Below are 26,334 nucleotides of genomic sequence, written 5' to 3' on the forward strand. Positions count from 1 at the left end.
TTATGACCAATAATTTTTTCGAGGCAGTCTTCTTTGATATGGATGGCCTCATGGTCGATTCTGAACCCGAATGGCTTTTATCTGAAACTGAAGTTACGGCGGCATATGGGTATCGGTGGTTAGAAGCCGATCAAATTGCCTGCTTAGGTGGACCTCTTTCAAAAGTTGGCCAATACATGCACGACAAATGTGGGCAACAAGAATCACCACAATTCTTTACTCAAACTCTCATCGATACCCAAGTGGCAAGGATGCGCGGAAACACGCCGACCATGCCTGGGGCTATTGAACTCGTGCGGGAACTGCAATCTCACGGGGTAAAAACCGCTTTGGTATCGGCAAGCCCAAGAAATATTGTTGATGCCGTTCTAGATAATTTAGGACACGAACTCTTTCCTTTCTCAATTAGTTCGGATGATGTTGTTAACACCAAGCCGAATCCAGAAGGCTATCTAAAAGCTGCGGCAATCACGGGTTCAAATATTTCAAACTGTTTGATTTTTGAAGATTCGTTGACTGGAATGAGCGCCGCTATAGCAAGTGGCGCATTTCTGATCGGTGTTCCGCATCTGGTCTCAATCGAAGAGTCTGAAAGGGTACGAGTTATTAAATCCTTGGAACAAATGTCTTATGCGAAATTGGGTGAACTAAGAAGTAACTTTGCTACGGCTATTTGAGGACTGAATTTAGCTTAGTCGTTATGCGCAGGACAGATGCTTTTGAAATAGCACCAATCACACAAACGTGAAGGTTTAGGTGGCCAGTATTCCTTGTCGATAGATATAAAAATGTCCTTAGCAACGCGCCGCAAAACCTTCTCAGTAGCTTCTAGTTCAGACAAAGTTGGATTGCTCTTAACAACTTTGCCATCACCTAAATAGATTAACTGCAACAGACGGGGGAGTACTCCATTATTTTTCCAGTACAAGAGCGCGTAAACCCTTAATTGGAAGAGTGCTTTTTCTTCCCAACCGGGTTTCGGAGCTTTACCTGTCTTGTAATCAACTATGCGCACTTCACCGGTAGCAGCAACGTCCAACCGATCTACGTACCCGTGCAAATATATGTTTGTGTCAAAGTCATTTTCCAGGTGCATCTCTCGATGCGTCGCTTCAAAAGAAGTCGGATTTTCCAGCGAGAAATAGGTGGTCACCAAAGCAGAGGCACGATCCAACCACTCCTTTTCATTAGTAACCATTTCCAGCAGAGCAGGCTTGTCCGCCAATTGTGCGGCCCATCGTGATGGCAAAAGCTCAACGGCAGACTCAATAGTTCGGCCAGCTGCGGGAATTTCGAAAAGATCTTGCAGAACTGTGTGAACTAATGTTCCGCGTTCGGCATCTAAAGAAGGTGGCTCGGGCAACTTATCGATCTTGCGGTACTTATATTGCTGGGGACAGTTCTCGTACTCGCTGACCGCGCTAGGCGATAGCCGCAAAGACTGTTCGTTACTCACCTGGCTGAAGATACTCGTACTTGCTACATTAATTTCGCCTAAGATGCTCCCGTGTCTAATCTTGGGTATTTCGGAGCCGGTGATCGCATTCAATTGACCGATCCAAAGGGAAAGTTGTACAGCTTTACTATTACGCCAGGCAAAGAGTGGCATACCCACAAGGGTTGGATTACTCACGATGAACTCATTGGTATGCCAGAAGGTTCAGTAGTTAGCACCACGGCCGGATTAAAGTTCACCGCCTTCAAACCATTGTTAGCTGATTACGTCTTAACCATGCCACGCGGAGCAACAATTGTTTATCCAAAAGATGCCGCAATGATCATCGGAGTTGCAGATATTTATCCGGGTTCTCGAGTTCTAGAGGCCGGAGTAGGTAGCGGAGCATTAACGATTTCACTACTGCGAGCCTCGGGACCTACCGGAAAAGTTCATTCAGTCGAGCGACGTACAGACTTTGCAGACAACGCTCGTTCAAATGTTGACGCTTATTTTGAGAGCGCTCCTGACAACTGGAGTTTGGTCGTAGGTGATTTGCAAGATCAAGACTTTGATTCCGAATATGACCGAGTGATTCTAGATATGTTGGCACCTTGGGAATGCGTAGATATAGCCGCAAGAGCTCTGCGCCCAGGTGGGGTTTTCTTAGCGTATGTGGCAACGACTACACAATTGTCAGCCACCGCCGAAGCGCTAAAGGAAGATGGTCGATTTACTGAACCTGAAAGTTCTGAAACCTTGGTCCGTGGGTGGCACCACGAAGGTTTAGCTGTCCGCCCACAACAGCGAATGATTGGACACACTGGATTTTTGATTCAAAGCAGACGCATGGCACCCGGAGTCGAAGTGCTTGCACGTCGACGTCGTCCAGCGAAAGGTGCGTACGGTGTCTCGGAAGATTGAACGGTTAATCAACCTAACAATCGCTCTACTTGCCACAAAGAGGTACCTCACAAAATCTGAAATTTTTAGAACCGTGGAAGGCTACGAAGGTAGTGCTGAAACTAAAGAGAGAATGTTTGAACGTGATAAGGATGATTTACGCAATTTAGGCATAACAATTGATGTAGGCAGTTTCGATCCACTCTTTAGCGATGAAGCTGGCTACCGAATTAAGTCTGAAAACTATCAACTTGATCTTGGTGAAATCACCTCAACAGAGATCTCGCTTTTATCTTTAGCCGCGGAAGCCTGGCAGGGTGCAGCACTTGAAGATGCGGCGCAGAGTGCAATTCTCAAATTAAGTTCAACCGGTGTTCCTGCTGATCCAATAGATATTCCAGGATTATCACCCAAGCTTTCAAACAGTTCTACAGATTTAGTGGCTGTAACAGATGCGATCGCACACTCTAATTTCTTACACTTTGATTACCTATCACCAAATTTGGAAGCACAAGAGCGCACGATAGTTCCTATTGCCTTATCAAATAGATCAGGATTCTGGTATGTATCAGGGGTCGATCAAGAGATTCAGGAAGTACGTACATTTAGATTAGATCGAATTATCGGTGCTATCGAAGTTCTTAAAAACAAAAGCGCTTTTGAATTTCCAGCTGACTTTGACTTTGATCTAGTTAATGTGACCGCGCCTAATCGATTAGCTGTAATAGATGTTCGAAAAGGTAAGGGTCATGCGCTAAGAACTCTCTCTGAATCTACAAAGGATTTGGGGGAGTGGGATCAAATCAAAGTTCCTATTCATTCGATCCAAACACTTGCGGCCGAAATTCTGTGGCATGGGGAAGATGTATTTGTTCACCAACCTACTGATCTGCGCGAGTACATAGTGGAACAGCTGCAAGCTTTGGTTGCCAATCATGAGTAAAAATGTTTCTGCGCCTCTTCAAAGAACGGCAAGATTATTGGACTTGGTTCCATTTCTAAATACACATCAAGGGATAGCTCTTAAGGAATTAGCTAAGCATTTTGATGTATCACCGGCACAAATGAGCGCCGATCTGACAACTTTGTGGATGTGTGGGTTACCGGGTTACACGCCACTTGAGTTGATGGATCTCGAATTCGAGTCTGGATTTGTGAGCATTAGGAACGCCGAAACTTTGTCAAAACCTCGAACAATCACTTTCCAAGAGGGTGTTGCATTGTTGTTAGGACTCGATTTAATTGCTTCCTCTTTACCGGATGAACGCACAGACTTGTTGTCCGCAATCAAATCTTTAAGAGAACGCTTATCAAAAATAGTTGACGTACCCATTAAGTTGTTGGCTGCGAGTAATACCTCTGGCACAGTATCGGCAGTTATCGCACAAACGGTTCAAAGTAATAAAGGATTAGATATCCGTTATCACTCGATGTATAAGGATCTGATTACAGAACGTACCGTCATCCCAGTTGATGTATATGAATCTGGCAACAATCATTACCTGCGGGCATACTGTCTTACCGCGCTGGACTACCGAGATTTTCGTATCGATCGAATAGTGCAGGCAACGCCAGTGGTAGTTGCTCGTGCCTTTGAACGCAAAGATCGAGATTCCGAGAAAATCAATTTTTCTTTGACAATCTTTAAGACAGCCAGAGATGTGGCTGAACGTTTTGCAATCACTAACATGCAAATGGGAACATCCGTAGCTCTCTCCTCATATTCGAAACAGTGGATCGAAAGATCGGTGATGGCCTCAGGTGGGGCGGCAATCCTAGAAACGCCTTTAGATATTCGTGCCGAAGTGGCGAAGAAGGCCCGACTGATGCTGAATCGTTACAAAGAAGCATAATTTCCGCTTTTCACCACCAGGCCTCTGGTGTAGCCTTGGATTAATCATCAGCCAAGGAGTAGGTACTATGAATTTAGGTCCAAGAGAGATTGTTATTCTTTTAATTGTTGTCCTCGTTCTGTTTGGCGCGAAGCGCTTACCTGATTCAGCACGATCACTTGGTCGTTCAATGCGTATCTTCAAAAGCGAAATGAAGGAAATGAAAGCTGATGACGGCGCGATAGAAGAAAACGACAAAACAGAGAAGTAATTGATGGCCCCGGCAAATGAAGCACGGATGCCACTGCTAGACCACTTACGCGAATTACGAAAGAGAGTTCTTCGTTCTGCAATTGCGGTTTTGGTTGCTTTTGGTGGCGGGTGGTATTTCTACAATTCGATTATCACCACCCTGGCTAAACCGGTATGTGATCTAAAAGCCGCGCAACAAGCAGGGTCAGCAAGTTGTGGTGCTTTGTATATCAGCGGTGTTTTAGGACCATTAGATTTACAGATAAAGGTTGCTTTGCTAACCGGTGTAATTGTTTCTGCTCCATTTTGGTTATATCAATTATGGGCTTTTATCGCTCCAGCCCTTCATAGAAAAGAAAAAAGAACTAGCGTACTTTTTGTCGCTGCTGCTACTCCATTTTTTGCTATGGGCGCGACACTTGGTTATTTAATTCTCCCTGTTGCTATCAAAGCGCTCTTTGGTTTCACTCCGAACTCAATTAGTAACTTAGTAAGATTTGATGATTATCTGGATTTTGTTCTCAGATTGATTCTGCTGGTGGGATTGGCTTTTGAATTACCAATCTTCCTATTAACTTTTAATCTGATCGGTTTCATGCGTGGCAAAACTATTCTTAAACCGTGGCGTGCTTGGGTTTTTGGAATTTTTCTCGTGGTCGCTGCTTTTTCCCCAACAGCAGATCCACTCAGCATGATTTTGTTGTCGGCTCCTTTAATTGTTCTCTACTTCATGGCCGGCGGTATCGCTGTTCTAGTCGACAAAAGACGAGACAAGAAACAGCTCTTGGTCGAAACTGGCTCGATGGCGATTGAGGCACCAACACCTATCAAGGAATAGCCGATAAGGTCAGCGTATGTGGGCGCTAGTGATCAATCCTGTATCTGGTCAGGGTATGGGCGCCACGGTCGGAACTTATGTTGCAGGGTATTTGAATCAGAAAAAAACACCTTTCACGATTATCACCGGTAACTCTACAACTTCGCTGAGCGATCATCTTCGGGTTTTTATCGATAAAAACCCACAATGCGAAGGTGTTATCGCAGTGGGCGGAGATGGATTGATGCACATAATTATCCAGCTTGTGGTTCCAGCGCAAATACCATTCACAATCATTCCTGCCGGCACCGGTAATGATTTTGTTCGTACTTTGGGATGGAGTTTAGATTCTTTTGACGCTCAGTTGTCGGCAGTTATTTCTAGTAAGCCTTCACCTGTCGATTTAGGTCTTGTCGATGGAGAATGGTTTGGGGCAATTCTGTCCACTGGTTTTGATTCAATTGTTAATGAAAGAGCCAATACGATGAACTGGCCTAAAGGACCGATGAAATATAACGCCGCAATAGCGCTGGAACTGCCGCGCTTTAAGCCACGTCATTATGAAATCACTCTCGACGACCGCACGATTTCCACCGAAGCCATGTTGATTGCAGTATCAAATGGTAGATCGTACGGTGGGGGAATGCTTGTCTGTCCAAATGCAAAGATTAATGACGGAGTTTTCGATGTTATGGTCCTGCATCCCATTTCCACATTGGAGTTCATGAAGGTTTTCCCTCAAGTTTTCGCAGGTACGCATATTTCACATCCCGCGGTCGAGATCGTTCGTAGTAAATATGTAGGTATCGAGTCAGAGGCTGTGGCATATGCCGATGGAGAACGCATTGGGCAATTACCGGTTGCTGCAGAATGCATTCATAATGCATTACAAACGTGGGTCGCATGAGTACACCTGCCGAGCGTTATGCGGCCGCTAAGTTGCGGGGTAAACATCCGATAACGACAGATTTTTTGCTTACCTTCGAATTTGAATTTGATCCATTTCAGATCGCGGCGTGCCACGCTGTCGAAGAGGGTAAAGGCGTTCTCGTTGCAGCACCAACAGGTGCAGGCAAGACGGTTGTTGGAGAATTTGCAGCCTATTACGCATTACAAGCTGGCAAGAAATGCTTCTATACAACGCCAATAAAAGCTTTATCTAATCAAAAGTACTCCGAATTTGTAGCTAAATTTGGCGAGGACAGAGTTGGTTTACTTACTGGTGATACCAGCATTAACGGTGAAGCAGAAATCCTTGTCATGACCACAGAGGTGCTGCGCAACATGTTGTACGCAGGTTCAAACACGCTCACTAATTTGGGGTGTGTTGTGATGGATGAGGTCCATTACTTAGCTGACAAATTCAGAGGTGCGGTCTGGGAGGAAGTTCTCATCCACTTAATGGAGAGCGTTCAAGTTATTTCGCTTTCTGCAACTGTCTCTAACGCCGAAGAGTTTGGTGAATGGTTGGGAGAGGTTCGTGGTGAAACTGAAGTAATTGTTAGCGAAATTCGGCCTATTCCTTTGTTCCAGCATGTATTAATTGGAAATCGCTTATTAGATCTCTTCGATGCACCAGGCCGTGTCAATCCCGAAGTGCTAAATCGTGAACGCGAAATGACTAGACGTGCAGCTTTAGGGAGAAATCGCAGAGGTCGCTTTGCTGAGCCAAGTGACCGAATGTCTCGTGCTGACATCATTGAGAAGTTGCAGGGTGAAAGTTTGTTACCTGCAATCACTTTCATTTTTTCTCGCATTGGTTGCGATGCGGCGGTGAAGCAATGTCTGCATGCAGGACTGCGTCTGACATCTCCTGAAGAGCGCGAGGAAATTAAGCGCACTGCACTGAGATATACCCAAAATATTGCAGAAGAGGATTTAGAGGTCTTAAATTTCAAAGAGTGGCTCACCGCATTAGAGCGCGGTATCGCGGCGCATCACGCGGGTTTATTACCTAGTTTTAAAGGAGCAGTGGAAGATCTCTTTCAAAGAGGGCTCGTAAAGGCTGTTTTCGCGACTGAAACTCTAGCTTTAGGTATCAACATGCCAGCCCGCACCGTTGTTTTAGAAAAGCTTGTTAAGTTCAATGGTGAAGCGCATGTTCCAATCACTCCGGGAGAGTACACGCAGTTAACTGGACGAGCAGGTCGACGTGGCATCGACATAGAAGGCAATGCTGTTATTCAATGGTCACCAACTGTGGATTCAGCATCGGCGGCAGGCTTAGCATCAACACGAACATATCCGTTGCGTTCCTCTTTTTCACCTTCATACAATATGTCAATCAATTTGATTGCACAGTTTGGTCGCGAACGCGCACGTCGATCGCTGGAATCATCATTTGCACAATTTCAAGCTGACCGCGCTGTTGTTGGATTAGCACGACAGATTCGAAAAAATGAGAGCGCAATAGAAGAGTTGGTCCGTGATTCAGCCTGTCACCTTGGTGATTTTGCTGAATATGCTCGACTTCGTCGTTCGATTAAAGAGGTAGAAGTTTTGTTAAGTCGTCGCGATCAACGCAAGACCTTCGACAACAGGCAACGCGGACACATGGAAGGCGAGTTAGCGGATTTGCGCAAAGCTATGAAGAATCATCCTTCGCATGGATGCGCCGAACGTGAAGATCACGCCCGATTGGCAGAACGCGCTGGACGTCTTACTCGTGAAAATGATGGTCTGACTATCCGAGTTGAAAGTCGCACACATGTAATTGCAAAAACATTTGATCAAATTTGTCGCGTGTTAGACCATTTGCAATACATCGAAGGTGAGAAGCCAACCGCGCAAGGCAAAATACTTACCAAGATCTATGCAGAATCAGATCTCTTGCTGACCGAATCTATCCGCAGGGGATTGCTCGATGATTTAAACGCTACGGAATTACTATCTGTGGTCTCTTGCATGATATTTGAGTCACGATCGGCTGAAAATCTGGCACCAAAGATGCCTAGTCAAAAAGTCCAATCAACAATCACCGAAATCATTTCGTTGTGGGCTGCTCTAGAAGAGATAGAAAGTAATTTTGGTGTTAAAACTCAGCGCGAACCGGATGCGGGCTTCTGTTTTATTTCCTACAAATGGGCCAGTGGTAATTCACTTAATTCTGTTCTAAAAGGAACAGACATGTCGGTCGGTGACTTCGTGCGTTCAACGAAGCAATTGATAGATCTACTCAATCAAATTGCTGGCGCAAGCGATAGATTGCGACCGGTTTGCAAGGACGCCGTTCGACGAATAGACCGAGGTGTAGTCGCGTACCTTATGGGGGAAATATGACCTTAATGCTTTTAGACAGCGCATCCCTTTGGTATCGGGCCTACTACGGAATGCCCGACACTCTGTTGGCACCCGATGGAACTTCTGTAAATGCGATCCGTGGTTATTTAGATATGACCGCACGATTAATGAATGTCTATAAACCAAATCGTTTAGTAGCTTGCCTTGATGGCGATTGGCGACCAAGTTGGCGGGTAGATATTTTCCCTGCTTACAAAGCAAATCGTCTTGAGGAAGAAGGCGAAGAGGAAGAAGAACCAGAGACGCTAACTCCACAAATTCCAATACTTTTGGATTTGCTGGATTTATTTGGGATACCCGTAGTCGGTGTCGATGATTACGAAGCTGATGATGTCATGGCCACTTATGCTGAAATCGAAAAAGGTCCAATACGTATCGTTACTGGGGATCGTGATTTGTTTCAAATGGTCGATGATAAACGCGATATAAAAGTTGTTTACTTGGCAAAGGGAATTTCACAACACGACCTGGTAGACATCAAATACGTTTCAGACAAATATTTAATACCAGGTGATCGCTATGACTTATTTGCCATGTTTAGAGGAGATCCATCTGATGGCTTGCCGGGAGTAAAGGGAATAGGTGAAAAAGGCGCTGCAGTTATTGCTAACCAATTCGCCACGGTCGAAGAGGCATTGGCAGCAGCACATGCTGCACATGATTCTTTGCCACCAGCTCTTGCCAAGAAGATCACTGCCGGCGCTGATTATTTGAAGATCGCACCGAAGTTAGTTCGCGTGGCTCGTGATGCACCTCTGCCCAAGGTTGATCTCTCAATTCCTAAAGCTCCAAAAGATCTTTCAGACATTTATCAATTCAAAGAGCGTTACGCATTAGGTGCAAGCGTTGATCGTTTGATCAGTGCACTAGGCTGGTGAATCCGTGTTGGTAAATCCGTGTTGATAAATATTGTGCTTTCCTGTCTTGCCGGAGTCGTATTAAGCGGAGCCTTTGAACCGGTGGGGAAGTGGTGGCTCGCACCGATTGCCCTGCTCGTACACATGTATGTAATAGAGAGAACTGATCGCAAAGCGTTGTCGGCATTCCTCTTTGCTTTTACTTTCAATGCTGTCTTGCTCCACTGGACAAGTACCTATGTTGGTTCAACTCCATGGATCATCTTGTCCTTTGGTCTATCCCTGTTGTATGTGCCGTTAGCACTCGTCGGACGATGGGGAATAGCTGCTTATCCTTTGATTTTTGTTGTGCTTGAAGAAGTTAGAAACAGATTCCCATTCGGGGGATTTGGTTGGGCAAGAGTTGCATACTCTCAAGCCGATGCACCGTATGCCGCATTAGCATCTCGCGGGGGAGCCATATCGCTTTCGGCGATCACAGTTCTAATTGCTGTCTTTGGTTACTTTGCCCTTAACAAAAAGATCAAATTACTCTTACTTGTTCCCTTATTTGCTCTTTTAATTCCAAACAATATCGCAGCCGTCAATCAAACATCTGTTCTAATGATTCAAGGAAATGTTCCAGAGCTAGGTTTGGATTTCAACGCAAGAGCTAAGCAAGTATTCAATAATCATCTGAAGCAGACGAAAGTTGCATTAGCCGAAAATAGGGAAGTCGACTTTATCGTTTGGCCGGAAAATGCGGTGGACGTAGATCCTTATACAAACAAGGATGTATACAGGGAATTAGAGTCATTTGATAAACCATTGATCATTGGTGCAATCATGGGAAAAGGCGAAAAACTCTTTAATGCTTCAATATTGTGGGGCGACAAAACGCAAGATATCTATTTTAAGCAACATCTAACTCCTTTTGGTGAATACATCCCATTGCGTTCCTTAGCCAAAAAAATCTCACCTTTGGTCAATCAAGTCAATGATTTTTCACCTGGTAACGGGCAGAAAATCTTCACCATTGGTCAAGCAAGAGTTGCTCCAGTAATCTGTTTTGAGCTAATTGATGATCAAATCCTTGCTGAGGCCGCAAAAACTTCCAACATCTTGGTCGTCCAAACCAACAGTGCAACTTTTGGAACATCAGCAGAAAGCGCGCAACAATTGTCGATATCTAGAATTCGAGCAATTGAACATTCTAGAAATGTCGTTTCAGTGTCGACAACTGGAATATCTGCGGTCATCGATTTCAATGGAAAAGTATTGAATCAAACGGCAATGGGAACAGCTGAGCATGTATTCGCAGATGTTGGACTCATAGAACAGAGTTCACCGCGAGATCGGTATGGGGATTGGGCGGGCGTTTTCATGCTTATTTGGCTGCTCGTGGTAGCCCGACGAGCGTATTCATTACGCCGATAAGTTACATTATGTAAAGTAAAGCACATCCAGATAAGCGTGAATTTAGCGCCTCCGCCCTACTTCTAACGATAATCATCTAGCGGTGTGCAGGCACAGACAAGATTTCGATCTCCATGCGCGCCGTCAATGCGTCCAACCGGCGGCCAATACTTCATCCGTGAACCGATTGATTCACCCGCGACAAATCCCTCAGCCACAACTGGGTATCCGCCCTTTTCACGGGTGTATTCCCGCTCCCATTGGGTCGAAACCACAGAAAGGGCTGTATGAGGCGCGTGGCGTAAGGCAGAGCCCTCTATTGTGACTTTCCCGTCGATGACCTCTTGAATCTCGGCTCTGATCGAAATCATGGCATCAATAAAACGATGAATCTCGCGAATGTCCTCTGATTCCGTTGGCTCAATCATCAAGGTACCAGCTACCGGAAATGACATTGTTGGGGCATGGAACCCGAAATCCATTAATCGCTTTGCAATGTCATCAACAGAGACACCTGAATCTTTGGTCAGTCCACGAATATCAAGGATGCACTCATGTGCAACGCGACCATTAGCTCCGGTGTACAGAACTGGATATGAACTGTGAAGTCGGGCGGCCATGTAATTGGCAGACAGAATCGCTACCTGTGTTGAATGAGTTAACCCGTGTCCCCCAAGTAATCGAATGTAAGCCCACGAGATTGGCAAGATGCTCGCAGATCCAAAGGGTGCTCCAGAAATTGGCCCAGGACCAGTAACTGGTCCAGCCTCTGAATCCATTGGATGGTTAGGCAAAAATGGTGCCAGGTGAGCGCGGGCAATTACAGGACCTACTCCAGGTCCTCCTCCACCGTGAGGTATCGCAAAGGTTTTGTGCAGGTTGAGGTGAGAAACATCAGCACCAAATTTTCCAGGTTGAGCAACGCCAACCAAAGCATTCAAGTTTGCGCCATCGACATATACCTGGCCACCTGCATCATGAATCAATTCGCAAATTTCAGAAACAGCTGTTTCGAAAACTCCATGAGTTGACGGATAAGTAATCATCAGGGCGGCAAGTGCGGATCCATGCTCTGAAATTTTTGCTTTGATGTCTTCAATGGAAACATTTCCATTATCGTCGCAATCAATAACAACGACCTTCATGCCCGCCATGACAGCTGATGCAGCATTAGTGCCATGAGCACTCGATGGAATCAAGCAAATATTACGATGCTGATCCCCGCGTGAATCATGGTAATTACGAATTGCAAGCAGTCCAGCAAACTCCCCTTGGCTACCTGCATTTGGCTGTAGCGAAACTGCGTCGTAACCAGTGATCGCAACCAACCAATCAGATAGCTGCTTTATTAACTTACGTGTGCCAATGTTTTGCTCTGCTGGTGCAAATGGATGCAGTGATGAGAACTCTGGCCACGTAACCGCCTCCATTTCTGTTACAGAGTTTAATTTCATTGTGCAAGACCCAAGTGGAATCATTGTGCGATCTAACGCTAGATCCTTATCTGCCAAATTACGAAGGTAACGCATCATCGCAGTTTCACTATGGTTTGTATTAAAAACAGGATGTGTTAAATACTTACTCGTACGAAGGAACTTTGCAGGAATCTTCTCCCCTACGGAATCCTTTAATCCTAAGATTCCTAAAACATTTTGGAAAAGTTCTTCAGTGGTTTCTTCATCGAAAGAAACGCGAATTTCCGTGGCACTGACCTGTGCGAAGTTAATACCTCTTGCAGCTGCCTTTTCATGGATAGCTTGTGCGTTATCGACAACTATATGAACGGTATCAAAGACAACATCTTCTCGATTGTTCGTTGCTGCATGTAATCGCGCTGCAAATCCATGGACTCGTTGTGCTATTTGTTGAAGACCAATGGGCCCGTGCCACATGGCATAGAAAGCACTCATGTTCGCCAACAAAACCTGAGCTGTGCAAATATTTGATGTTGCCTTGTCACGACGAATATGTTGCTCGCGTGTTTGTAGCGCTAAACGAAATGCGGGCTTGCCGGTTGCGTCAATGCTCTGTCCAACAAGTCGACCCGGCATAGATCGTTCTAGTCCGGTGCGAACCGCTAAGAATCCGGCGTGAGGTCCACCAAATCCCATTGGTACTCCAAAACGCTGCGCAGTTCCAACTGCAATATCTGCGCCCCACTCCCCTGGTGCCTTCAAAAGCGTTAACGCCAACAGATCTGTTGCCGCAATAACTAACGCGTCACGTGAGTGAGCGTATTCAGCGAAAGCTGAATAATCGATAATTGTTCCTGTCGTATCTGGATACTGCAACAAGGCACCAAAAAACTCGCCTTCATAACCGTCACGTGCAACGTGACCTGAATCTATTTCAACAACTTTGATACCTAACGGCTTAGCACGTGTGATGACAACTGCTTTTGTCTGTGGGTGCACATGTTCTTCGATCAAAAACACAGCGTCATCGCTTAGCTTGGAAGCACGCCGTGCAAGTGTCATTGCTTCGGCGGCTGCAGTACTTTCATCTAGCATCGAAGCATTCGAAATATTTAGTGCAGTTAATTCACACACCATCGTTTGAAATGCAAATAAAGCTTCGAGGCGACCTTGCGAAATCTCAGGTTGATATGGGGTGTACGCGGTGTACCAAGAAGGATTTTCTAAAACATTTCGCTTAATAACTGGCGGCACAATTGTTCCGTAGTATCCAGTACCAATTAACGATGAGAAGATTCTATTTTCTGAAGCTATCGCTCGTAACTCTTTAATTACTTCTACTTCGCTTTTGCCGGTATCCAACGCACTTTCGATAACACCTTTAATTGCGATGTTTGCCGGAACCACATCAGCAATAAACGACTGTAGATCGGAATAACCCAAAGCTTTCAACATCGTCATCTCATCAACTGAGGTTGGTCCTATATGACGATCCTCAAATGAACGACTCATGGCAATTCCTCATCCTGTTCAAAGCCTCTCGCCTAAAAGTGCAAGGGCAGGGATGAAGAATAAGGTGGATTACGCGCCTTTGCTCTTTCTACGCAGCGAAAGTTCATCGTTATTTTCGCCACCTATTACCTGGCCATTGATTTCACCCTGAAGTACAGATAGAGAGCCCTCTACCTCGTGCCAGACCTTGCCGACGGCAATTCCAAAAACGCCCTGGCCACCTTGCAAAAGATCGATGATTTCATCAGGACTTGAACATTCATAAATAGAAGCGCCATCACTCATCAATGTGATTCTTTCTAAATCCGTCACTCCCCTGCTGCGTAAATGATCAACAGCTGTGCGAATATTTTGAAGGGAAACGCCAGCATCTAGCAATCGCTTTACGATCTTTAAAACCAAAATGTCACGAAAGCCATACAGACGTTGAGTTCCTGAACCACTTGCAGTTCTAATTCCTGGCTCTACTAAACCTGTGCGTGCCCAATAATCTAATTGGCGATAAGTAATTCCAGCAGCAGAGCATGCAGTAGCGCCTCTGTAGCCGATCTCTAACTCTTCTGGGCTCATGGGGAATGGCTCATTTCTTATGGGGAATGAGATAAATGTAGACCCGACGCAGTCAGATGCCTAGGAACGACACGATCCAAACCTCTACTTTAGGTTGAGAGTTGTGCCTAGCCTACGAAGTCTTCCGGGTTGATTTGGTCAAGGAACTCCCGGAACTTTTCAACCTCTTGGTTCTCTCCATCTCCCTGTGGAATCTCGATTCCAATCTCGTCTAAGAGCTCTTGTGTGGCCAAGATATTGCTGTGGCTTCGGACCGCCAGAGCTATGGCGTCAGACGGTCTGGCCGAAATCGTTAATTGCCCTGAATTGGAATCACGCAGCAGCATGGTGGCATAGAAAATGCCCTCCTTGATTTCTGTCAGATGGACGGCCGTTAAGGTCGCATCCAAAAGCTCAAGAAGATTGTTCATTAGATCGTGGGTCAATGGGCGGGGTGGTTCAACGCCTTGCTGAGCAAATGCGATCGCTGTTGCTTCCACAGCCCCAACCCAGATGGGCAAAAACCTAGAGCCATCAATTTCCTTGAGCAAAACAATCGGTTGGTTAGATGGCATCTCGACGCGAACGCCAATTACCTCCATAGGGATCAACATGAAATACCCTGATTCTTAGCGAAGACGATTGAGTCCGCCGCGCACAAGTGCTGCATGTAAACGGATAGACAAAGATGCAATCTCTTTCTGAACTTCCTCTGCCCGCGCTTTTGATTCGGCACTCTTCTGTCGAGTCAATGGAGTGATGACCTGTTCAATCAAACCTATCTCGCGATCAGCAGCGGATTTGAATGAACGCAGATGGCGAGCTTCGATTCCAAAGCCACCCATCTCGGTAACCGCCTTGGCGATTGCAAGAGCATCTCCATCGTAATGACGTCCGCGAGGCGCAATCAATCCATAGCCTTCTAGTTCGACTAAGTGCTCTTCTGCGAGACCACTATTTTTCAACAATTCTTCACGAGATAGTCGCATTTCGCTGACTTCACCAAATGCACTTGGAGCCATTTCGCCATCGATTGTTGCTAATCCAATGTTTGGGCGAGCTACTCCACCAACGGCTGCTGGCTGCAATCCACGATCAATCGCGTCAAGGTTGTCCTTGATTACCTTCAGCGGAAGGTACTGATCGCGTTGTGCCAGCAGTACATAACGCAAACGTTCTAGGTCAGAGCTCGTGAACTTACGGTAACCAGAGGGCGTACGTTGCGGTTCGATCAAGCCTTCAGATTCTAGAAAACGAATCTTCGAGATTGTGATGTCTGCGAAATCTCCACGTAAACGGTTGAGAACCTCACCAATGCTTAAGTACGCGCGTGCTGGAACTGCCATGACTACTCCCCTAGTTTCTTCGTGTCTAGATAACTACTTATTTGACTTACTTATTCGAACCAATAAAAAGTAAATGGAACTTGCCGATCTGGAACTCATCACCTGAAACAAGTGCGTGCTCCGAGATTGAAACATTGTTGATGTAGGTTCCATTAAGAGAACCTGCATCTTTTAAAACAAAATCTTTACCATTTTTTTGAACTGTTGCGTGGGTTCTAGAAACAGTTACATCGTCCAAGAAAATCGCGCTTTCAGCAGTTCTACCTATCGATGCACCTTCGGCGGTTATTAGAAAACGAGAACCTTTATGCGAGCCGCGTGTAATCAGAATCATCGCTTTTTTGCCCTGAGAGCTTTGGATCTCTGAAACCACTGCCCGATCTTCAGTAGACAGTAATGCCAACTGCTCTTGCAAATAGTTAGCAGGGGAATTGCTAACTTCACGTACTCCTAAATGCAGAGTGGTAGTTAACTCATTCTGCGATTGTTCTGCAGCCATTGTCTCTACCTCCTCACCGTCAACTTAAGGGTGACACTAGAGAGTTAGCGGAATAAGGTCAAGCGGTAATTTCTGCGTATTGGGCAGCTGTGAGCAGGTCAGAAGGTGCTGCAGAAACCTCAATTTTCGCAAGCCAACCCGCGCCGTATGGATCCGAGTTGATTGTTTCTGGCGAATTAGATAGGGAATCGTTGATCGCGACAATTGTTCCGGTGACTGGAGCGTAAATATCGGAAACACTTTTCGTGGATTCAACTTCGCCACACACTTTTCCCGCAACTACTGATTCGCCAACTTTTGGAAGTTGAACGTAAACAATGTCGCCTAAAGCTGCTTGCGCGTAATCAGTGATACCCATGGTAAATGTTGCATCAACTGCTGAAACCCACTCATGTTCCTTGGTGTATGACAACTCATTTGGAATCGATGACATGTGTCCCTCTTATCTGCCAAATGCCTTGGCGCGCGTAACTAATACCTGTCGAAATGTAGAGGGCTATCCCCCAGATGGCAAAACTCCACCCCAGCACAAAGGCTATTGTTCCCAGTGCTCCGTCGGATTGGGCTAATAGTAAAAACGGAAAGGCGTACATCAAGTTAAATGTGGCAGCTTTGCCTAGGTAGGTAACGGTGAATGGCGCAATTCCTTTGCGATTCATGACAAGAGTGAGAACTCCCAAAACAATATCGCGGCCAACGATAATAAAAATCATCCACGTTGGGATGATGTCCCTGATTAAAAATACGACAAGGATTGCGAGGATATAAAGGCGATCAATAGCAGGATCTGCCAATTCTCCAAAGCGAGAGGTTTGATTCCACGCTCTTGCGATCTTTCCATCGAAATAATCAGTTGCTCCCCCGACGGTCAAGACAACAATCGCCCAACCATCTGCTTCTAGATTGAGGGTTAAGTAAATGAAAAGCGGAATGCCTAGGAAACGTAGGAAGGTGAGAGCGTTAGGAACGCTAATCACTGAACTACTCATTCCTTATCGCGCTCCTTAACTCGTACCGCCACCTGAACTGGGGTGCCAGGAAACTTGAACTCTTCACGTAAACGACGCTCGATGAAGCGTCGATAGGAAGCCTCGATCCAGCCACTAGAGAACACCACAAACTTAGGCGGTGCAATACCGGCCTGGGTGGCGTAGTACACCTTCGGCTGCTTTCCACCTCGTACAGGCGGTGGTGTTGCGCCAATAAGCGCACCCAAAAATGAGTTGAGTTTGGCTGTTGGAACACGGCGTTCCCAACTATCTAAAGCGGTGCGAAGAGCTGGCGCTAGACGGTCGCGGTGCCAACCAGTTTTTGCAGCGATATTTACGCGCTGCGCCCATTCGACCTGATCAAGATGGCGATCAATTTCGCGGTCTAGTTGATTACGGCGGTCTTCATCTACTAAATCCCATTTGTTCATCACGATCACCATAGCTTTTCCTGCTTCTTCGACCATGGTGATTACACGTAAATCTTGTTCTGTTATTGGCTCTGATGCATCTAGGACAACAACTGCAACTTCACATCGTTCAAGCGCAGTCGCAGTTCGAAGAGACGCGTAGTAATCAGTTCCAGAATCTTGATTAGCGCGTTTCTTTAATCCTGCAGTATCGATAAATCTCCATGTTGATCCACCGAATGAAAGCAATGAGTCAACTGGATCGCGCGTTGTGCCAGCGGCGTCATCAACAATCGATAAAGATTCTCCAGCGATCGCATTAAATAATGAAGACTTTCCAACATTTGGTCGGCCAATCAGGGCCACCTTGCGGTAACCATCTTGATTTTGAGCGCGCCCTACTTCAGGTAGCACCGCAACAATGTGATCTAGTAAGTCACCGCTGCCTCGACCGTGTAATGCAGAAACGAATCGTGGTTCACCTAAACCAAGACTCCACAGACCGTGAGCTTCGGCTTCTTCACGTTCGCCATCAACCTTGTTACCAATCAAGATCGTTGGCTTTTTCGCTTTACGTAGATGTTGAACCAAAGTGTCATCTTCATCGAGTGCACCAACCTGGGCGTCAACTACAAAGGCAAGAACATCGGCCTCTTGCATCGCCAGTTCTGATCCTGCACTTACCTGTACTGAAATTCCATCAGGTTTTGATTCCCAACCGCCCGTATCCATAATGATGAAACGGCGTCCGCCCCACTCGCATTCGTATTGAACACGATCGCGAGTAACACCAGGAGTGTCTTCAACGATTGCTTCGCGACGACCTAAAAAACGATTGATCAAGGTTGATTTACCAACGTTCGGACGACCCAGGATTGCGACGATCGGTAAACCCAGCAGATTACGCTTCTTTAGTAGCTCCCATATTCGTTCGATGGTTTCATCTAAATCCAAATAAGTTGAATCAACTTCAACGGCATCTGCAGCCATTGCAAGAGGCGAGACTGTGCGCGTTGAATCAACTGCATCACGGCTATTCAATGATGTTTTCACATCAATACTCTTATCGTCAGTTTCATTTTCGCGTCGCACAGTTCGTGCATCAAGATCTGCCGTTAAGTAAATTTTCAATCCCGCTTCAGGTGCAACTACGGTTCCTATGTCGCGTCCTTCAACAACTATGCCTCGTTCTGCTGAATCAATAATGTGATGTTGCAACTTCATCAACTCATGTCGGATTTCCGGAATCGCACTAATGCGTGAAACATTTTCAGTGACAGATGTTCCACGGATAGCGTGAGTGATTTGTGTTTCACCGGCAAACACATTCGGTGATTGCGGATCGGCGTCGAAAGTAATCGGATGATCCTTGATTGCTTGTAAAATCGAAAATGCTTCTTCGCACTTATGTTCTAACGCAAGCCACGTAACTGCGCGATACAAAGCGCCTGTGTCTAAATAATTCCATCCAGCACGAACTGCAATGGCTTTAGCTGTACTTGATTTACCTGCGCCACTTGGGCCATCAATAGCTACGATTATGCCCATGTACTGAGCCTACTTCTATTTACGAATCGGATGAACATTCCATCCGATCGAGGTCAAGTGATCAGATAATTTCTCTGCATCAGGTGCTGATAATGACAATGTAATCAAGGCGCTTAACTGTCCAGGAGAATGCTCAATATTCAAATCTTCAACGTTGACATGCATTGCTGCACATTCATTAAAGATCGCACCAAGTTGTCCTGGTTTGTCATCGATTACGATCGGTAAAAAACTGTACTCACGTGCTTTTCCGCCGTGCTTGCCCGGGATCATGGCTCTGCCGGATCTGCCCGCAGCGATTAAAGCTGCGATTGTGGCGGGATCATCTAAGGCGGCAATCATCTGTGTTAGGTCGTTTTGTAGACTTATTAGCAATTTAGAAATCTCTGCGCGATTGCTATGGATAATCCCTTTCCATAACTGTTCGTCAGAGCCTGCAATGCGTGTGGTGTCTCGCAACCCTTGTCCCGCTAACTCCATCCACTCATCGGGAGAGCCAGTCAGCTGTTTAGCAACAAGTGAGGCCGCAATTTGAGGTAGGTGCGAAATCCTTGCTACCGCTGCGTCATGATCGGCCGCCGACAGTTCAATAGGGGTCGCGCCTAAGGTTGAGATCAGTTCGAGGACTAAATCTTTTGATTCTTGACGGCAATCATTATCAGGCGTAAGTATCCAACTGCGTCCTTGGAATAGATCGGCCCTTGCAGAGCCTGCACCGCCTATTTCACGGCCCGCCATGGGATGAGTGGGCATAAAACGTGTCGTAAGGCCTGTAAATGTCTTAACCTCTTGTTCAACTTCAGTCTTTACGCTACCAACATCCATAAACGTCGAGTGTGGGTTTATAGAAAGTTCCGCCTTAATGACCTGGCTTAGAGCTGAAGTAGGAACAGCTAGGACCACCAGCTCTGGATTGGTAACTTCTGATCCGCCTACTAGGTCCTGAGCCAAAGCTTGCGCCGAAAGATCCAGGTCAATCATCTCGACAGCAATTCCTCGTTGAACTAAGCCCAAACCGATGGATGTTCCTATCAGGCCTGAACCTACTATTCGTACCTTGTGCAACATTATTGAGCAATATCTCGGCGCAAAGAGACAGCTCCATGCAGATATATGTGCGTGATCTGTTCTGGCGTGCGGTCTGTCTCAACATGAAGCATCGCCCGTACAGTTCTATCAAGTGCCCCCGGAACAGCTACTTCTACAGATCCAATCAGGGGTACGTTTGCAAAGCCCATTTCACGACAGGCCGCGGCTGGAAAAGCGGCATCTAGATCTACTGTGCTGGTGAAAAATACTGAAATGACATCAGAAGGTATGAGCTCGTTGGCCTTCAAAATCGCGGCGATCAGCTCTTGAACTCCCGAGGCAATATCCCCAGCGGTGTTGGCCGGAACCTGGATAGCTCCACGAATTGCACGTAATCCCATGGGATAAGGGTACCTTTCCTAACCGTTTTTAGGGAGCATTTAAATAATACTTTGTCGATAAAACCTTTAAGCAATTAGACCCTTTTACGATATTTTCTTCCTCACAACCCCGAGCAAAAAGAATAACTCGGAATTACCACAATATCGATATATCGGTACCAGTTACCCTTTTTGAGCGCGCTTTATATCGATAAAACGATACTAAAATCAATAATTATCTATATATCTATAAACAGTTATTGCCCGTATTGTCTATTTATAGCAAAAGGGTTAAAGATCTAAAGCCTTACGTAGATTCATTAACTCTCCATCATTGAGGTCTCGCCAACGACCCTCGGGGGTGTCACCCAAGGATATCGGCCCGAACTTGGTGCGGATCAGTCTGAGAACATCAACCCCCACCGCTTCCATTAAGCGACGAATTATGTGATATCGACCTTCATGGATCGAGACTTCAATCCACCGAGGCGACAGCTGTTTGAAGCTCAAAACACGACCCATTCCATCTTCTAGTTCGACGCCCTTCAAAAGCACCTTGTCGACACCCGTCGGCAAGATTCCATCAAACTCAATGATGTAGGTCTTTTCCAGACCAAAGGATGGATGGGTTGCCCTAAAGGTTAAATCGCCATCATTTGTCAGCAAAATAAGGCCCTCAGAGTCTTTGTCTAGCCGCCCAACATGGAATAAACGCTCTCTGCGCAGGTCTATAAAATCATCTAAGGAGGGTCGTCCTTCTGGGTCAAACATCGTTGACAGAACACCCTTTGGTTTATGAAGTGCAAGATAAGACTTAGTCAAAGTTCGAGTAATTGTCTCACCATCAACCATGACTTTATCTATTTCGGGGTCAAATTTGCTTCCCATCTCACGAACAATGATTCCATTGACGGCAACTCGGCCATCTTCGATTAATTCATCCGCTCCGCGACGGCTAGTAATACCGGCATCAGCGATTATCTTGTTAAGCCTCATTTGGGCCATGGCTATCCTCCCGACAGTCAGGAGGAAAGGGTAGCGGAAAAACTAGTCAGTTAGCGAATCGAGGATTTCATCCAGGCCATCAAGGTCTGGCAGGTAGGGAGCTAACGCTGGCAGATCGTCAAGTGAGTTTAAGCCAAGACGCTCCAGAAAATAGCTGGTCGTCTTGTACAAAATCGCACCTGTCTCATGCTCTACCCCGGATTCTTCAACTAGACCGCGGGTGATGAGGGTCTTCATGACCGCTTCAACATTTACCCCTCTAATAGCTGAGACTCTGGCGCGCGAAACAGGCTGGCGGTAGGCAATCACTGAGAGAGTTTCAAGGGCGGCTTGAGTCAACCTGGATTGCTGGCCATCAAGGACAAATTTCTCGACAACGGCCGAGTAATTGGGGTGGCTATAAAAGCGCCATCCCCCATTGATCTTGCGCAAGGAGAAACCACGATCGTCATAGCTTCCTTCCAGGGCTAGCAATGCGGTTTCGATCTCTTCGATCGGACGTTCAAGTACCTGGGCCAAAATGAGCTCTGTGACCGGCTCATCCACCACCATCAGGATCGCTTCGATCGAACGTTCAACTTCTACATTAGACATTTTGGCCACTTTCTGTCGAGTCTTCCATCTCTAAAACTACGGGTATATCAAACTCATCGGTGATCTCGACCTCGCCCTCCAGGCTTCCGGTCCAGCTGATTTGTAGTTCGCCAAGGGCGATTACCTGGTCAAAGCGCAGAACTCCTTGACGGTACAGATCAAGTAAGGCCAAGAAGCGGGCCACTACTACCAAGGTGCTATCAGCATCTGAAATCAAATTTCTGAAACTGAGGGTCTTGGAGTGTCGAAGTGCTTCCACGACCATACGAGACTCCTCAGCCACGCTCACAAGGGCCATGTGGAGGTGTTGGATCGCCACCACAGGCGCTACCTTGGGGGTCAACACGCGCTCAGCTATCGCTGCAAACCGTGCTGCGCCCACTCCGATCAAAACCTCAGGCAACAGAGCCGCTAGGGCAGGATCCAGGGCAACAACGCGGGCAAATGATTTGTCCGCAGCGGTGATTCGTTCATTAAAGGTTGCCGCAATCTCCTTGAATGCTCGGTATTGAAGCAAGCGGGCAAACAAGAGGTCGCGGGCTTCAAGAAGGGCTAAATCCTCTTCATCCTCAACATCTCCAGATGGCAGCAAACGCGCTGCCTTCAGATCTAACAAAGTAGCAGCCACAACTAAGAATTCGGTGGCTTGTTCGAGCTCCCAACCCTCCCCAGATGCCTCCAGGGCACGGATAAAGGAGATGAACTCATCAGTCACCATGCTCAATGAAACCTCGGTGACATCCATTTTGTGCCGTGAAATCAGCTGAAGGAGCAGATCAAAAGGGCCATCAAAATTTGCCAGGTGAACTGAGAACCCGGCTGAGGCAGCATTTACATCGGTCGCAGCTTCGACTGAGATCTCCTCAGCAATGCTCTCAATCATCTCCACGGAGGCACCTTACTTCACGCTTGCCTGTTTTCTGTGTAACACATAGGCTCCACGTATATCAGGAAAGAGGTTTGAAGATTGAACGCTAAATCGACAATTGCGGAGGATGTGGCAACAACATCTACCTTGCTGGGCAAGGCGGCGCAGAATTTTCCTACTCCTGCTGCTCTAACAGAGCATGGCGGTGCAAAAGTTATTTCTATTTTCAATCAAAAAGGTGGAGTTGGAAAGACAACCAGCACTATCAATTTAGGCGCGGCTCTATCTGAGTTAGGTCGACGAGTTTTATTGGTCGACTTTGATCCGCAAGGTGGTCTGTCTTTAGGTCTTGGTGTCAACGCCCACTCATTGCCATTAGAACAAACTGTGTATTACGCATTAATGACTCCCACAGCAAATGTTGATGACATTGTTTTGAAATCCTCAGTTCCTGGGTTGGATTTCATGCCGGCAAATCGTGACTTAGGTACCGCTGAAACTACCCTTGGCGCTGAAATTGGCGGTCAGCAGTATCTGAAGCGCGCACTCGCACCTCTTCGTGATTATTACGATGTAATTCTGATCGACTGCCAACCAACAATGGGTCAATTGACAATTAATGCTCTTGTGGCTTCAGATGAAGTTATTGTTCCCATGCAATGTGAGTACTTCGCATTACATGGTTTTATCGAACTAAAAGGAAATTTGGATAAAGTTAAAAACTTCTTGAATCCAAATCTACGACTTATAGGAATTCTGGCAACTATGTACGACAAGAAAACTTCACATAATCGCCAGGTTCTTGAGCGCATTCTTGAGCAGTTCCCCGAGGATGTATTTGAAACCATTATTGCAAAGACAATTCGTTTTCCCGAAACAACTGTAGTCGGCGAACCAATCACTACGTATGCAACATCTTCAGGTGGAGCTGCTTCATATCGACGTTTAGCACGAGAACTTATCGCCAGAGGAGGCGCACGATGACACGCAGAGCAAACCTTCCAGGTGCCGACGAACTCTTTCGTTCAACAGCACCAGCACTTACTTCGGTACCAACACAGTCAGTTCAGGATGTTGTTGCTCCCCTAGTAGCTCCAGCGATTGCAACTCCTAAAGCACCATCTTCCAAGAAGGGTGTTCGCACAATTGCTCGTCGTCGCGTTACAACCGTTGATCGCTCCCCTTCAGGTCGCGAACGTCATGATGAGAAAATTACTGTCTACCTATCACCTGATGAACTCTTCGATCTTGACCAAGCTCGCCTGCAGTTACGTGGAGATTTGGGCCTTGCCGTTGACCGCGGTCGCATTGTTCGCGAATCAATTGCAGTGATCATTGCCGATCTTGAAGCTAAGGGCGATCAAAGCATCTTGGCTCGTCGCCTACGCGGTCTCTAATATTTATTTGGCTCGAGGATGAGCCATCGAATAGCTCTCGCGAACTTTATCGATTGTGATTAAGGTGTAAATCTGAGTTGTAGTAACCGAAGCATGACCCAAGAGCTCTTGGACCACTCGAATATCCGCGCCACCATCTAGCAAATGCGTCGCGTACGAATGTCTAAAAACGTGCGGTGATACATGTTCGGTTACCCCTGCTGCACTTGCGGCATCCAAGACCATTTGCCAAGCTGATTGTCGAGAAATTCTTGATCCACGCGAGTTAAGAAACAGCGCCGAGGTTGCATTCGCATTCTTTTGTGCTAAGTCTGGTCTAACCCTCGTCATGTAATTATCAATTGCTTTGGATGCAAACGAACCTAAAGGAACAATCCGCTCCTTTGATCCTTTTCCGCGAAGTTTTAGCGTTGTGACAAACCCATCATTTGTTTCAATAGAACTCAGGTCATTCAGATTTATACCAATCAATTCACTTACCCGTGCGCCGCTACTGTACAAAAGTTCTAGCATTGCTTGATCGCGCAACGTAATCGGCTGTCCTTCACGATAAGCCGCATCGATCATCGAAACTATTTGATCAATGGTCAACGCTTTAGGCAAACGCCTGGCAGATTTGCTCGGCGCAATATCCAAGGTCGGATCTGCTAAGCCATACTCCAGCTGTAGGTGTTTGAAAAATGAACGCAAAGTGGAATCAATTCGGTTAATGCTAGCCACCGAGAGCATGGCTTCCCGTAATGAACTTTCGAATCCACTGATTGTTTGAGAATCTACTTCGGTCAAGGATTTTTCGCCCAGATAAATTGCGAACTTACCTAGATCACGACGATAGGCAGCTATTGAATTAACAGCTAAACCTCTCTCAATTTGTAAGTGATTAAGAAAAGATGTTGCGGCTAGATCAAAGTTCAACGCTTGAATACCCATGTGCTTCTGCTACCGCCGAAAAATAAATTTTACCTTCATGAACATTCAATCCCTTGGCTAAGTTGGGATCTTTGGCGCAAGCAACTTTCCATCCATGATTAGCCAAGGCGAGTGCATACGGCAAGGTTGCATTTGTAAGTGCATACGTTGATGCCACAGGTACCGCACCTGGCATGTTGGCCACACAATAAAATATGGAGTTATGCACTGTGAATGTGGGCTCGGCATGTGTTGTTGGCTTTGAATCTTCAAAGCATCCGCCTTGATCGATTGCAATATCTACCAGTACCGATCCGTTTTTCATTTGGGAGACTAATGCGTTGGATACCAACTTCGGCGCTTTTGCGCCATGAACTAGCACCGCACCTATAACTAGATCTGCCTGTTTTACTTCGCGTTCAATAGCGTGCTTGGACGCCACTAAAGTTTTAATTCGACCACCATAAACAGTATCGATGTACTGCAATCGACTAATTGAACGATCAAAGACTGTGACATCAGCACCCATCCCTAGCGCGATAACAGCTGCATTTAATCCCGCAACTCCCCCACCAATAACAACAACGCGACCTGGAGCTACTCCGGGCACTCCGCCAAGTAACACTCCACGACCACCATGAGGTTTTTGTAATGCCGTTGCGCCGACTTGGGTAGCAAGACGTCCCGCAACCTCACTCATTGGTGCAAGCAAGGGCAAGGTGCCATTAACTTCGACAGTTTCGTAGGCAATTGCAGTTGTTCCGGCTGCGATTAAAGCATCTGTGCATGCTTTAGAGGCAGCTAAGTGCAGGTATGTGAAAAGTATTTGTTCTTTGCGAAGTTTTGAATACTCAGCCTCAATAGGCTCTTTGACTTTAAGAATCAATTCGGCTTTCGACCATACTTCATCAGCGGTTTCAACAATTATCGCGCCTGCTTGAATGAAATCTTCATTAGTGATTGCTGACGCAGTTCCTGCACCATCTTGAATTATGACGGTGTGGCCAGCATGTACAAACTCTGATACACCTTCTGGGGTAATAGCGACTCGTGATTCGTGAACTTTAATTTCTTTCGGAACACCAACGAGCAT

At 46.3% G+C, this 26,334-nt stretch carries 27 protein-coding genes and 1 pseudogene; 12 read left to right on the forward strand and 16 right to left on the reverse strand.

Translation table 11 applies throughout. The features are described from left to right. Positions 1-2: 2 nt before the first annotated feature. A complete protein-coding gene (locus AC9UGD_RS01450) occupies positions 3-677 on the forward strand; it encodes an HAD family hydrolase (RefSeq protein WP_509568475.1) in 675 nt (224 codons plus the stop codon). 14 nt (positions 678-691) lie between these two features. Here the strand turns inward: AC9UGD_RS01450 and AC9UGD_RS01455 are convergent, their stop codons facing one another. Continuing rightward, positions 692-1,456, reverse strand: coding sequence for a RecB family exonuclease (locus tag AC9UGD_RS01455; protein WP_509568478.1), 765 nt, complete (start codon positions 1,454-1,456; stop codon positions 692-694). A gap of 51 nt (positions 1,457-1,507) precedes the next feature. Here AC9UGD_RS01455 and AC9UGD_RS01460 point away from each other — a divergent pair, with 51 nt between their 5' ends. The 9 genes and pseudogenes from AC9UGD_RS01460 (at position 1,508) to lnt (ending at position 10,812) form a co-directional block, all read left to right on the forward strand. Then, a complete protein-coding gene (locus tag AC9UGD_RS01460; RefSeq protein WP_509568481.1) occupies positions 1,508-2,359 on the forward strand; it encodes a tRNA (adenine-N1)-methyltransferase in 852 nt (283 codons plus the stop codon). Further along, entirely contained in the window at positions 2,343-3,281 is a 939-nt protein-coding gene (locus AC9UGD_RS01465) for a helix-turn-helix transcriptional regulator (protein WP_509568484.1), read from the forward strand. Before AC9UGD_RS01460 ends, AC9UGD_RS01465 begins: the two co-directional genes overlap by 17 nt. Beyond that, positions 3,274-4,191: a WYL domain-containing transcriptional regulator gene (locus AC9UGD_RS01470; RefSeq protein WP_509568487.1), complete on the forward strand. Its 918-nt coding sequence runs from the start codon at positions 3,274-3,276 to the stop codon at positions 4,189-4,191. The genes AC9UGD_RS01465 and AC9UGD_RS01470 overlap by 8 nt, the downstream gene beginning before the upstream one ends. 67 nt (positions 4,192-4,258) lie before the next feature. Further along, a pseudogene (tatA, locus tag AC9UGD_RS01475) lies at positions 4,259-4,420 on the forward strand (Sec-independent protein translocase subunit TatA); the annotation flags it as partial. A gap of 24 nt (positions 4,421-4,444) precedes the next feature. Further along, on the forward strand, positions 4,445-5,260 hold the full coding sequence (gene tatC, locus AC9UGD_RS01480) for a twin-arginine translocase subunit TatC (RefSeq protein ID WP_509568490.1): 816 nt from the start codon (positions 4,445-4,447) through the stop codon (positions 5,258-5,260). A 16-nt stretch (positions 5,261-5,276) separates the two neighbouring features. Further along, complete coding sequence (locus AC9UGD_RS01485; protein ID WP_509568493.1) at positions 5,277-6,146, forward strand: diacylglycerol/lipid kinase family protein; 870 nt, start codon at positions 5,277-5,279, stop codon at positions 6,144-6,146. After that, positions 6,143-8,518 carry a DEAD/DEAH box helicase gene (locus AC9UGD_RS01490; protein WP_509568496.1) on the forward strand — a complete coding sequence of 792 codons (2,376 nt, stop codon included), beginning with the start codon at positions 6,143-6,145 and terminating at the stop codon, positions 8,516-8,518. Before AC9UGD_RS01485 ends, AC9UGD_RS01490 begins: the two co-directional genes overlap by 4 nt. Beyond that, on the forward strand, positions 8,515-9,417 hold the full coding sequence (locus AC9UGD_RS01495; protein ID WP_509568499.1) for a 5'-3' exonuclease: 903 nt from the start codon (positions 8,515-8,517) through the stop codon (positions 9,415-9,417). Before AC9UGD_RS01490 ends, AC9UGD_RS01495 begins: the two co-directional genes overlap by 4 nt. Positions 9,418-9,435: 18 nt before the next feature. Then, entirely contained in the window at positions 9,436-10,812 is a 1,377-nt protein-coding gene (gene lnt / locus AC9UGD_RS01500) for an apolipoprotein N-acyltransferase (protein WP_509568502.1), read from the forward strand. A gap of 62 nt (positions 10,813-10,874) precedes the next feature. On the opposite strand, the gene gcvP is transcribed toward lnt, so the two are convergent. The 13 genes from gcvP to AC9UGD_RS01565 all read right to left on the reverse strand — a co-directional run bounded on the left by gcvP (position 10,875) and on the right by AC9UGD_RS01565 (position 22,950). Then, positions 10,875-13,718 (reverse strand): aminomethyl-transferring glycine dehydrogenase, encoded by a 2,844-nt coding sequence (gcvP, locus tag AC9UGD_RS01505; protein WP_509568504.1) that lies wholly within the window; start codon positions 13,716-13,718, stop codon positions 10,875-10,877. Positions 13,719-13,787: 69 nt separating this feature from the next. Beyond that, positions 13,788-14,288: a MerR family transcriptional regulator gene (locus AC9UGD_RS01510; protein WP_509568507.1), complete on the reverse strand. Its 501-nt coding sequence runs from the start codon at positions 14,286-14,288 to the stop codon at positions 13,788-13,790. A gap of 107 nt (positions 14,289-14,395) precedes the next feature. Beyond that, positions 14,396-14,878 carry a bifunctional nuclease family protein gene (locus tag AC9UGD_RS01515; RefSeq protein WP_509568601.1) on the reverse strand — a complete coding sequence of 161 codons (483 nt, stop codon included), beginning with the start codon at positions 14,876-14,878 and terminating at the stop codon, positions 14,396-14,398. An 18-nt stretch (positions 14,879-14,896) separates the two neighbouring features. Then, complete coding sequence (gene ftsR / locus AC9UGD_RS01520) at positions 14,897-15,613, reverse strand: transcriptional regulator FtsR (protein WP_509568510.1); 717 nt, start codon at positions 15,611-15,613, stop codon at positions 14,897-14,899. A 46-nt stretch (positions 15,614-15,659) separates the two neighbouring features. Beyond that, positions 15,660-16,112, reverse strand: a complete 453-nt coding sequence (locus AC9UGD_RS01525) for an FHA domain-containing protein (protein ID WP_509568513.1) — start codon at positions 16,110-16,112, stop codon at positions 15,660-15,662. Positions 16,113-16,170: 58 nt separating this feature from the next. Continuing rightward, complete coding sequence (gene gcvH / locus AC9UGD_RS01530) at positions 16,171-16,545, reverse strand: glycine cleavage system protein GcvH (protein ID WP_509568516.1); 375 nt, start codon at positions 16,543-16,545, stop codon at positions 16,171-16,173. Beyond that, positions 16,526-17,101: a CDP-alcohol phosphatidyltransferase family protein gene (locus AC9UGD_RS01535; RefSeq protein WP_509568519.1), complete on the reverse strand. Its 576-nt coding sequence runs from the start codon at positions 17,099-17,101 to the stop codon at positions 16,526-16,528. Before AC9UGD_RS01535 ends, gcvH begins: the two co-directional genes overlap by 20 nt. After that, positions 17,098-19,059, reverse strand: coding sequence for a ribosome biogenesis GTPase Der (der, locus tag AC9UGD_RS01540; protein WP_509568522.1), 1,962 nt, complete (start codon positions 19,057-19,059; stop codon positions 17,098-17,100). The genes AC9UGD_RS01535 and der overlap by 4 nt, the downstream gene beginning before the upstream one ends. A gap of 15 nt (positions 19,060-19,074) precedes the next feature. After that, the gene (locus tag AC9UGD_RS01545) at positions 19,075-20,127 is read right to left on the reverse strand and encodes a prephenate dehydrogenase (RefSeq protein ID WP_509568525.1); all 1,053 of its coding nucleotides are present in this window, start codon (positions 20,125-20,127) and stop codon (positions 19,075-19,077) included. Next, complete coding sequence (gene aroH / locus AC9UGD_RS01550; RefSeq protein ID WP_509568528.1) at positions 20,127-20,489, reverse strand: chorismate mutase; 363 nt, start codon at positions 20,487-20,489, stop codon at positions 20,127-20,129. Before aroH ends, AC9UGD_RS01545 begins: the two co-directional genes overlap by 1 nt. Positions 20,490-20,759: 270 nt before the next feature. After that, on the reverse strand, positions 20,760-21,473 hold the full coding sequence (locus AC9UGD_RS01555) for a pseudouridine synthase (protein ID WP_509568532.1): 714 nt from the start codon (positions 21,471-21,473) through the stop codon (positions 20,760-20,762). A 42-nt stretch (positions 21,474-21,515) separates the two neighbouring features. Continuing rightward, entirely contained in the window at positions 21,516-22,067 is a 552-nt protein-coding gene (gene scpB, locus AC9UGD_RS01560) for an SMC-Scp complex subunit ScpB (protein ID WP_509568535.1), read from the reverse strand. Further along, positions 22,060-22,950, reverse strand: a complete 891-nt coding sequence (locus AC9UGD_RS01565) for a segregation and condensation protein A (RefSeq protein WP_509568538.1) — start codon at positions 22,948-22,950, stop codon at positions 22,060-22,062. The genes scpB and AC9UGD_RS01565 overlap by 8 nt, the downstream gene beginning before the upstream one ends. An 84-nt stretch (positions 22,951-23,034) precedes the next feature. On the opposite strand from AC9UGD_RS01565, the gene AC9UGD_RS01570 reads away from it, so the two are divergent. Then, a complete protein-coding gene (locus AC9UGD_RS01570; RefSeq protein ID WP_509568541.1) occupies positions 23,035-23,919 on the forward strand; it encodes a ParA family protein in 885 nt (294 codons plus the stop codon). Beyond that, positions 23,916-24,332 (forward strand): hypothetical protein, encoded by a 417-nt coding sequence (locus tag AC9UGD_RS01575; protein ID WP_509568544.1) that lies wholly within the window; start codon positions 23,916-23,918, stop codon positions 24,330-24,332. The genes AC9UGD_RS01570 and AC9UGD_RS01575 overlap by 4 nt, the downstream gene beginning before the upstream one ends. A gap of 3 nt (positions 24,333-24,335) precedes the next feature. Here AC9UGD_RS01575 and AC9UGD_RS01580 read toward each other — a convergent pair whose 3' ends face one another. Next, on the reverse strand, positions 24,336-25,262 hold the full coding sequence (locus AC9UGD_RS01580; protein ID WP_509568547.1) for a site-specific tyrosine recombinase: 927 nt from the start codon (positions 25,260-25,262) through the stop codon (positions 24,336-24,338). Beyond that, complete coding sequence (ald, locus tag AC9UGD_RS01585; protein ID WP_509568549.1) at positions 25,237-26,334, reverse strand: alanine dehydrogenase; 1,098 nt, start codon at positions 26,332-26,334, stop codon at positions 25,237-25,239. The genes AC9UGD_RS01580 and ald overlap by 26 nt, the downstream gene beginning before the upstream one ends.

The sequence above is a fragment of the Candidatus Planktophila sp. genome (assembly GCF_044232745.1).
In the GTDB taxonomy this organism is placed as follows: domain Bacteria; phylum Actinomycetota; class Actinomycetes; order Nanopelagicales; family Nanopelagicaceae; genus Planktophila.

Excerpts from the sequence above, each read along its gene's own strand:
- AC9UGD_RS01450 (WP_509568475.1), top strand. The coding sequence starts at position 3 with ATGACCAATAATTTTTTCGAGGCAGTCTTCTTTGATATGGATGGCCTC.
- AC9UGD_RS01470 (WP_509568487.1), top strand. The coding sequence starts at position 3,274 with ATGAGTAAAAATGTTTCTGCGCCTCTTCAAAGAACGGCAAGATTATTG.
- tatC (WP_509568490.1), top strand. The coding sequence starts at position 4,445 with ATGGCCCCGGCAAATGAAGCACGGATGCCACTGCTAGACCACTTACGC.
- AC9UGD_RS01485 (WP_509568493.1), top strand. The coding sequence starts at position 5,277 with ATGTGGGCGCTAGTGATCAATCCTGTATCTGGTCAGGGTATGGGCGCC.
- AC9UGD_RS01490 (WP_509568496.1), top strand. The coding sequence starts at position 6,143 with ATGAGTACACCTGCCGAGCGTTATGCGGCCGCTAAGTTGCGGGGTAAA.
- AC9UGD_RS01495 (WP_509568499.1), top strand. The coding sequence starts at position 8,515 with ATGACCTTAATGCTTTTAGACAGCGCATCCCTTTGGTATCGGGCCTAC.
- gcvP (WP_509568504.1), bottom strand. The coding sequence starts at position 13,718 with ATGAGTCGTTCATTTGAGGATCGTCATATAGGACCAACCTCAGTTGAT.
- AC9UGD_RS01510 (WP_509568507.1), bottom strand. The coding sequence starts at position 14,288 with ATGAGCCCAGAAGAGTTAGAGATCGGCTACAGAGGCGCTACTGCATGC.
- ftsR (WP_509568510.1), bottom strand. The coding sequence starts at position 15,613 with ATGGCAGTTCCAGCACGCGCGTACTTAAGCATTGGTGAGGTTCTCAAC.
- AC9UGD_RS01525 (WP_509568513.1), bottom strand. The coding sequence starts at position 16,112 with ATGGCTGCAGAACAATCGCAGAATGAGTTAACTACCACTCTGCATTTA.
- gcvH (WP_509568516.1), bottom strand. The coding sequence starts at position 16,545 with ATGTCATCGATTCCAAATGAGTTGTCATACACCAAGGAACATGAGTGG.
- AC9UGD_RS01535 (WP_509568519.1), bottom strand. The coding sequence starts at position 17,101 with ATGAGTAGTTCAGTGATTAGCGTTCCTAACGCTCTCACCTTCCTACGT.
- der (WP_509568522.1), bottom strand. The coding sequence starts at position 19,059 with ATGGGCATAATCGTAGCTATTGATGGCCCAAGTGGCGCAGGTAAATCA.
- AC9UGD_RS01545 (WP_509568525.1), bottom strand. The coding sequence starts at position 20,127 with ATGTTGCACAAGGTACGAATAGTAGGTTCAGGCCTGATAGGAACATCC.
- aroH (WP_509568528.1), bottom strand. The coding sequence starts at position 20,489 with ATGGGATTACGTGCAATTCGTGGAGCTATCCAGGTTCCGGCCAACACC.
- AC9UGD_RS01555 (WP_509568532.1), bottom strand. The coding sequence starts at position 21,473 with ATGGCCCAAATGAGGCTTAACAAGATAATCGCTGATGCCGGTATTACT.
- scpB (WP_509568535.1), bottom strand. The coding sequence starts at position 22,067 with ATGTCTAATGTAGAAGTTGAACGTTCGATCGAAGCGATCCTGATGGTG.
- AC9UGD_RS01565 (WP_509568538.1), bottom strand. The coding sequence starts at position 22,950 with ATGATTGAGAGCATTGCTGAGGAGATCTCAGTCGAAGCTGCGACCGAT.
- AC9UGD_RS01575 (WP_509568544.1), top strand. The coding sequence starts at position 23,916 with ATGACACGCAGAGCAAACCTTCCAGGTGCCGACGAACTCTTTCGTTCA.
- AC9UGD_RS01580 (WP_509568547.1), bottom strand. The coding sequence starts at position 25,262 with ATGGGTATTCAAGCGTTGAACTTTGATCTAGCCGCAACATCTTTTCTT.
- ald (WP_509568549.1), bottom strand. The coding sequence starts at position 26,334 with ATGCTCGTTGGTGTTCCGAAAGAAATTAAAGTTCACGAATCACGAGTC.